The 8,022-nt window shown below is 46.5% G+C and carries 5 protein-coding genes; 4 read left to right on the top strand and 1 reads right to left on the bottom strand.

From position 1 onward, the window contains the following. Positions 1–5,090, bottom strand: a 5,090-nt coding sequence (locus WBA89_RS26600) for a DUF4114 domain-containing protein (protein ID WP_424410657.1), incomplete at its 3' end; no start/stop codon positions are given. Between the two features lie 257 nt (positions 5,091–5,347). Between WBA89_RS26600 and WBA89_RS26595 the strand changes: the two genes are divergently transcribed. The 4 genes from WBA89_RS26595 (at position 5,348) to ruvC (ending at position 7,940) form a co-directional block, all read left to right on the top strand. Beyond that, on the top strand, positions 5,348–5,554 hold the full coding sequence (locus tag WBA89_RS26595) for a hypothetical protein (protein ID WP_333421651.1): 207 nt from the start codon (positions 5,348–5,350) through the stop codon (positions 5,552–5,554). A 62-nt stretch (positions 5,555–5,616) separates the two neighbouring features. Further along, the gene (locus WBA89_RS26590; protein ID WP_333421649.1) at positions 5,617–5,847 is read left to right on the top strand and encodes a DUF4926 domain-containing protein; all 231 of its coding nucleotides are present in this window, start codon (positions 5,617–5,619) and stop codon (positions 5,845–5,847) included. Between the two features lie 163 nt (positions 5,848–6,010). Then, complete coding sequence (gene bchI, locus WBA89_RS26585; protein ID WP_424410656.1) at positions 6,011–7,120, top strand: magnesium chelatase ATPase subunit I; 1,110 nt, start codon at positions 6,011–6,013, stop codon at positions 7,118–7,120. Between the two features lie 286 nt (positions 7,121–7,406). Further along, complete coding sequence (gene ruvC, locus WBA89_RS26580; RefSeq protein ID WP_424410655.1) at positions 7,407–7,940, top strand: crossover junction endodeoxyribonuclease RuvC; 534 nt, start codon at positions 7,407–7,409, stop codon at positions 7,938–7,940. Positions 7,941–8,022 lie beyond the last annotated feature (82 nt).

Below are 8,022 nucleotides of genomic sequence, written 5' to 3'. Positions count from 1 at the left end.
AACCGCCCTCCGCCAAACAACCCAAAATCAGGAGCTGCCGCATTCAAATTCACCTCGTAACCCAAATCGGCCAAAGATGCGATAGTAACAGGGCTAATCGGCGCATTCCCAGCCTTACCACTGAAGTTCAAATCAGCCGTCATCACCTCATCTTGGAATAGCGCCTCATTCCAATGCAAACCAGCCGAACCTTTACCCTCAGTTTCCAGAGAAATCGCATCAGTCAAACCGCCCAAATCTTTGAACGCATCAACCGCCTTTCCACCGTTATACTGAGCCAGCGGCGTACCGGCATAATCCACCAAACCCTTAGCTTCCCAAAGATTCCCAAAGCCCAAAGCGTGTAAAAACTCGTGCTGCACGACGCTGAACAACTTCCCAGAACGCTCCAACTCGGCAATATCCGCAGCATCAAACTGCACTAAAGATTGAGCGGGCAACATAGTTCCGTAGCGCATGAAATCAATTTTAGTTCGCGCTTGGGTGCCGCTCGCACCGTCAATATTGGCAGTGGAAATCTTGATATTGATGTCATCGATAATCTTGCCGTCAACCACAGCACTCGGCAACCCTTTGCCAATTAATCCAGCCACACTTTTTGCAGCGGCTTGCATAATCGCCTGTTGCGAAGCACTCAGTGGCGTTTCATATTCCAAATCAATATTAAACGGCTCAGTGGCGGTACTCTCAAATCCAGAGAGAACGTAAGTTGCAGGATTAGCATTCCGTTGATCTATCTTGACAATCACCTCTGCTGGTGCATTGGCTGGCAACTGCAATTTATGACTGCCCTTGCTCAAGGATTGAGTCCCCAATAATTGTCCCGAAGTTGTCAGGTAGCTGACGGATAAGTCGCCTGAGAGGACGGAAAACTTAGCACCATTTAAGTAGCGACTGTCAACCCGATAAATATCCGACGGATCGACGCTGCTAACCTGATCGATGACATCTTCGGTAGCGGAAGGAATCAGTTGCGTTGCATTAGCAAGATTATTGCCACCTGAATCGACATTTGTTTGAGGAATTCCAGGGACTTTCACCGTAGGATGAGTCGGATCTCCGGGTAACTGCTTGGTACTCGGATGTTGAGAAATGAAGACATCAGTAATGCTTCGCTGTCCGGGTTTAATCGTGTAAAGTTCCGGTGTAGTTACCTTTGCCAACTGCACCGCAGCAGCAACATTCAGCAAACCCGATCCTGTTTGAGCGTCCCAATTAGGTCGATCGAGGTCAGTAGCAGTACGCTTGATAATATCAATTGCCTGAGTGTAATTCAGCTTAGGATTTGCTGCCAACACTTGAGCGATCGCATTTGTGACTTCAACAGCAGCAACCTCCGTGCTGGATGTATTCCCGCTTTTACCGTTAGCGAGAATATCGAGAGTATTGCCGCTACCCGAATAATCTGCCAATTTAAAGGCATTGGATAGTGCAACGGAATCGTTAAATCGTTGAGCTGCACCGACAGTAACTACGTTGTCAACTTCCTTAGATAATAGACCGAGAGCCGACATTGTGCCTGAGTTATCTCCAGCCGGAACAACAACGATAACATTGTTCTGATATGCGTAGGCGATCGCCGATCGTTCCGCCACCGTTAATTCCTTGCGGGGAATCACAGTTCCATCAGGCTGAGTTTGAGTCAGGTTGATGTTAATGTTAACAACGGCATGGGGTTGCTTGGATACCTTAGCAGCATCCACAAATTTAATCAGAGATTCTACCCATTGACTCGAATTATCTTGAGTGCGAACTACTGGCTGCGACGGATTATTAACTCCATTAGTTGATGGGGAAGGATTGTTTGTGCTATTTGCGGGTTTTTCCTCAGCAGGATTATTGACACTCAAGCCAGTATCAGTGATAAAACCTACCAAAGGGCGATTTTCGACAGGAAACTCAAATTGTACAGTTTGAATAGGTTCGACTGGTTGAGGTGCGACTTGCACAACCATATCTTCCAGCCGCGAAATCAACGTCGCTGTATTATCCGACACTGGAGTCGATCGAGTTTTCTCCCTCAACTTCTCAGTCATGGCCTCTAAACGAGCAATCAAAGTGCGATCGACAATATTCTCCTCAACAACATCTGGACTACCCAAGTTACTCAAACGCTGTTGAATGCTTTCCAACCGAGCAATCCAATCAGCATTGACATTATTATTGTTTTGTGCTATTTCCTGCTTAACCGATTCAGTCACCGCCACAGTCGAATTATCCTCAGTTGGTTTTGCAACTGTTGGAGAAATTGGCAATAACTCTTTTGGTGCAGCATCATTAACACCAGCAGTCTCAGTCTGAGTAACTATCTCCTTGTTCCGCAAGTCTACAGCAGTATTCGTACCTACAACTGGCATAGTTTCCGCTGCTAGCGGCGGCACAACCGCTGGAGTCTCTTTAGTCTCAATCGCCGCTTTTGGCTGACTTTCCTTCGCCAACTCTACAGGATTTGTGGCTATAACAACTTTAGTAGTTTCTGTTTTCTCTACCTCAGTTACTAGCGCGGGCTGCGATTCCTCTTTCACCTTGATTTCCGCTGGCAAAACTCCCGGATGCGATTCCTCTTTTGCCTTGATTTCCGCTGGCAAAACTCCCGGCTGCGATTCCTCTTTCACCTTGATTTCCGCTGGCAAAACTCCCGGATGCGATTCCTCTTTCGCTTTGATTTCCGCTGGCAAAACTTCCGGTTTTGTCTCTACTTTCTCAGTTGGCATCGTTGCAGCAACTTCCGTATCAGCAGTAGATGTATCTGGCAAAGTTGTCGCCGCAGTCGCTTCAGTAACTTTGTCTTCTACCTCAGTGGCCGCGGGCGGAACAGGCGTTTTTTCAACTGGTAAATTTTCAGTCGAATCCGTCGCATTTTCCTTGTCAGCAGTTGGCAAAGTTGTCGTACCAGACAGCTTTGTATCTACCTTATCGCTGGTCTCAACTTGAGTCGAATTCCCAGAATTATTCTCAGTATCTTTGACTTCTTCCTCAGTCGTCACCGCCGGAACAGTAGGCTTGGCATCTACTTTGTCGGTTGTTTCAACTTTGGTTGCATCAGTAGTATCTTTGTCGGTATTTGTGGCAGGCGCTGGGTTGTTTTCAGTCTCTTTATCTGAAGTTGATGGCAGCAGAACTTCCTTTTCCAAATCATCAAGCAAATCCGATAGTTCAGTATCTACATTTGGTTTTGGTTCGGGGGTAATGTAAGGTTTCGCATAAGCAATAATTGCCTTGCCTAAATCTGTTTTGCGCCACTCTTTATCCGGGTTAATCGCACTATCCAACAAAGCAGTTTTTGCCGTCGCACCCCGCACTTGGAAAATGATATCATTGTAATCTTTATCACTCCCTCCATCTAACCGCATATCCTCCATCACAAACGTATTGCCTTCCCCCGTCACATCGGCAATTTGACCAAAGTGAAATCCCTCCACAGGATTCGCCATTGCCATAGAAAACAAAGGACGCCCGGCGCCACCAGCAGCAGGATTGTCGAACACAGACTTAACACTACCGTTGGGAACCAACATCACCCCATATTTACCCCCAGCAGTTACCGCAAAACTCTTGACTCCTAAGTAGACTCCTTCATTGGCATTAGCTTCTCCTAACACACCAGAAAAACGCGCACCTTCTGTAGCATCATTAATCACTACATGACCTTTCACAGAGTTACTTAAAGAACGTGCAGCTACTTCTTTGATGAATGCTTCCGAACCCGGTTCAAATTTATCTAAATCGTCCAAACTGAAAAAAGCCAACTCACCTTGGAAAAACCCACCGTCAAAGGTGTAGTCTACACTTATCCGACCAGTTGCATCGGCAGTGAACACCCCTGATGTAAAGGGAGAAATTAACTTTTTCTCCGGAGTCGGTTCTAGTTCTTTTGTGGTTTCAGCAGTCGGTATTGAAGTATTTGCATTATCTGTTTTGGTATCGTCACCGTTGGTTTCAGTATTTTTTTCTTCCTCTGGCTTGCTGGCATCTGTGGAACCAGTAACGGGTTTTTCGGGAGTTTCTGATGTTGCTTCCGCCGCAGTTTCAGTAGCTGTTGCAGGTTTTTCTGGTTCGGATGTTAAAGCTGTTTCTGAGGTTGTGGCAACGGGTTTTTCGGGAGTTTCTGATGTTGCTTCAACCGCGGGTTCAGAATCTGCGACAGGTTTTTCGGGTTCGGATGTTAAAGCTGTTTCTGAGGTTGTGGCTACAGGTTTTTCGGAAGTTTTTGATGTTGTTTCAACCGCAGGTTCAGAATCTGCGACAGGTTTTTCGGGTTCGGATGTTAAAGCTGTTTCTGAGGTTGTGGTAACTGGTTTTTCGGGAGTTTCTGATGTTGCTTCAACCGCGGGTTCAGAATCTGCGACAGGTTGTTCGGGTTCGGATGTTAAAGCTGTTTCTGAGGTTGTGGTAACTGGTTTTTCGGGAGTTTTTGATGTTGTTTCCGCCGCAGGTTCAGTCACTGCTACAGGTTTTTCTGGTTCGGATGTTAAAGCTGTTTCTGAGGTTATGGCAACGGGTTTTTCGGGAGTTTCTGATGTTGTTTCAACCGCAGGTTCAGTAGCTGTGGCAGGTTTTTCTGGTTCGGATGTTAAAGCTGTTAGTGAAGTTGTGGTAACGGGTTTTTCGGGAGTTTCTGATGTTGCTTCTGCGGTGACATTATTGTCATCAGCAGCATCTCCTGTAATGACATCTTTATTAGCAGTCGGTTTTTCCGAAATGGCCGCGCTGTTTGAGGAAAGTGGATCGTCTGATTTTGCACCGGTGAGAGTGTCTTCGGAGGTTGGTTGAGTGCTAGTTGATACTAAATTCAGCGTGTATTTGATGTCGCCGGTGACTTGCGAAACTTTGAGTGTATACTCTCCGGCTACTAAGCTGTCAGCGCTAATTGTTTCTGCACCGGTTCCCGCGTTGGTGGAACTGTAAAGTGTTTCGCCGCTATCGTTTAATAAAACGATGTCGGCATTTCCGCTTAAACCGTCGATCGCAAATTTGAAGCTTCCCGGACTGTTAATGTTAAATTTGTAAAGGTCGTAGATATTTGTAGTGTCAACGCTACCTGTGTAGCTGTTGCTGTCAGTCAATGCCCCGATGTTAAGTTCAGCCATTGGTACCCCTGAAAAATAGTTGGTTGAATTCGCCCTCAAAGATATATCTGGGGAAAGTTGAGGGTTTTATGCAAAATCCGGGAAATCGTTACATAAGTTTATATTTGGGGCCGATCGCCCAAAGTTAAGTTCAGTCAAACTACCCCGGAAAAATAGTTGGCTGAATTCGCCCTCAAAGATATATCTGGGGAAAGTTGAGGGTTTTATGCGAAATCCGGGAAATCGTTACATAAGTTTATATTTGGAGCCGATCGCCCTTGCTTTCTCGCATAAATACCAAAGAAACCGGGTTTTTGGCGGTTTCTGCTGTCTGTAACGAAGTATTTGCCAAAACCCGGTTGCTGAGAAAGGAGCGCGTCTGGGGCTGTAAAATTGAAAGTCGTTCCGAGGTAAGTGCGATCGTGCCAGAATTATTTGATGCAGTCGAATTATTAGTGATATCGTTTCCGGTTGCATCGGAATGATTTAACCACAGAGAGCGCAGAGAACACAGAGGAAGACAAGAGAGAGAGATGAATACAGAACGATGAAGCGCGGATTTGATCTGACTCGATTTTGTAATTCCGATGCTACCGGATTTGATATGAAATTGCCGGAAACAAATTTGCAAGCAGGTATTAGAGGGGCAATTGTTGATTGTTATTGTGATGGAACTTACGAGGTAGAATTTAGCGATCGCTCCGGCGAAATGATAGCTTTGTGTACTCTATCGCCAGAGCAATTTTTAGTTGTTTGGAAGGCGAAAAAAAGGCGTTAGTTGTCTGTATCTGAGCTATTAGCTGCGACGGTTGAACGTTTTTCAAATGAACGCCAGCAACAGGTTTTAGAGTTGGCGCGTTCTCGAACTCAGAAATAGTCGATCGACTAATGTACCCCTGTATGTCACAATAGAGGACTGTCATTAGAGTAAAGAATTTATTGTGAGTCCTACTGCCGAAGTCAGCAATAACGTAAATGCGGGCGCTCTGCCAACCGTTACCGCAGCCCGCCGCGCTGTTTTTCCCTTCACCGCAATTGTCGGCCAGGAGGAGATGAAACTGGCGCTGCTGTTGAATGTCATCGATCCGAAAATTGGCGGAGTGATGATTATGGGCGATCGCGGTACGGGCAAATCTACCACAATCCGCGCCCTCGCTGACTTGCTGCCAGAAATTGAGGTGGTGGCTGACGATCCTTTTAACAGTCATCCCACCGATCCCGATTTTATGAGCGATGAGGTGCGCGATCGCACTTTGCATCACGGTACAATGCCGATCGCCCGCAAAAAAGTCCAAATGGTAGACTTGCCGCTCGGCGCTACCGAAGACCGAGTTTGCGGTACGATCGACATCGAGAAAGCTTTGGCCGAAGGAGTTAAAGCTTTTGAACCAGGCCTGTTAGCTAAAGCTAACCGCGGCATTCTTTACGTCGATGAAGTCAATTTGCTCGACGATCATTTAGTCGATGTTTTGCTCGACTCCGCCGCCAGCGGTTGGAATACTGTCGAAAGAGAAGGCATTTCGATCCGTCACCCGGCTAAGTTTATTCTCATCGGTTCCGGGAATCCAGAAGAAGGAGAATTGCGGCCGCAATTGCTCGACAGATTTGGGATGCACGCCGAAATTCGGACTGTCAAAGACCCGAATTTAAGAGTAGAAATTGTCGAACAGCGATCGAGTTTTGACCAAAATCCCTCAGAGTTTCTCGCGAAATATCAGCACGAACAAGATGATATGCAGGAGAAATTGGTGGAAGCCCAGGAAAGGCTAAAATCCGTAACTATCGATCGCGATTTGCGAGTAAAAATCTCCCAAGTCTGCGCGGAATTGGACGTAGACGGACTGCGGGGCGATTTAGTCACAAATCGGGCCGCCAAAGCTTTCACAGCCCTAGAATGTCGCACAGAGGTCACTGTGGACGATATTCGCCGGGTGATGACCCTGTGTTTGCGGCACCGATTGCGGAAAGATCCGCTAGAATCGATCGATTCGGGCTATAAAGTGACTAAAGTGTTCGATCGGGTATTCGGCCTAGAAACAACTGAGGGATAATTAGTAATTAGTAATTGGTAATGGGTAATTGATGGCGATGAAAAGTTCTGCTCCCTACCAGGCTTTGCCTGGTAATGCAGATAGGCGAGGCTCTGCCTATGTTAGGTGAAATAGGTAAAAAACTCGGTTTCTTGCTGCTCGTTACCAGGCTCTGCCTGGTAATGCAGGTGCGGAGGCTCAGCCTCCGTTTGGTGAAAAACCCAGTTTCTTTAGTATTCATGCGCCCAAGACTGACATTCCCCAAATTTTCATACCTCATTCCCATTCCCAATTACTCATTCCGGCAATGGAAAAACGAATTCTAGGATTAGATCCGGGCTTAGCAAGCCTCGGCTACGGCGCAATTTCCTGTCATGTTGTCCCCGGTAAAAAAGAAGAAAATACTGTTTCCCTGATTGATTGCGGCGTAATTAAAACAACGCCCAAACAGGAAATGGGACAGCGGTTGAAAACAATTTATGATGATTTGCACGAGGTAATTGAACAAATAAAACCAGATTTGGCAATTGCTGAAAAACTGTTCTTTTACAAAATGGGAAACACCATCCTTGTAGCCCAAGCGCGGGGCGTTTTGACACTGGTATTAGCGCAGTGTGGAGTGCCGCTGTTCGAGTTTACCCCAGCGCAAATCAAAAAAGCATTAACAGGGCGCGGAAATGCGGATAAATCTGAAGTACAAGAGGCCGTAGCGCGGGAGTTAGAGTTGGGTTACATTCCGAAACCGGATGATGCGGCGGATGCTTTGGCGGTGGCTTTGACTGGTTGGTACGACGATGATATTTGTCCGAAAAAAATCCCATTGGAAACCGTACAAATTTAATCTAATCTTCAGTCCGCGCAGGCGGACTTTGTTTTTGTAGAAGCGATTTCAATCGCCGATTCCCATTGCCGGTTCCCATTCA

Source organism: Microcoleus sp., assembly GCF_049646505.1.
In the GTDB taxonomy this organism is placed as follows: domain Bacteria; phylum Cyanobacteriota; class Cyanobacteriia; order Cyanobacteriales; family Microcoleaceae; genus Microcoleus.
This window is presented reverse-complemented; position numbering and strand designations above follow the sequence as displayed.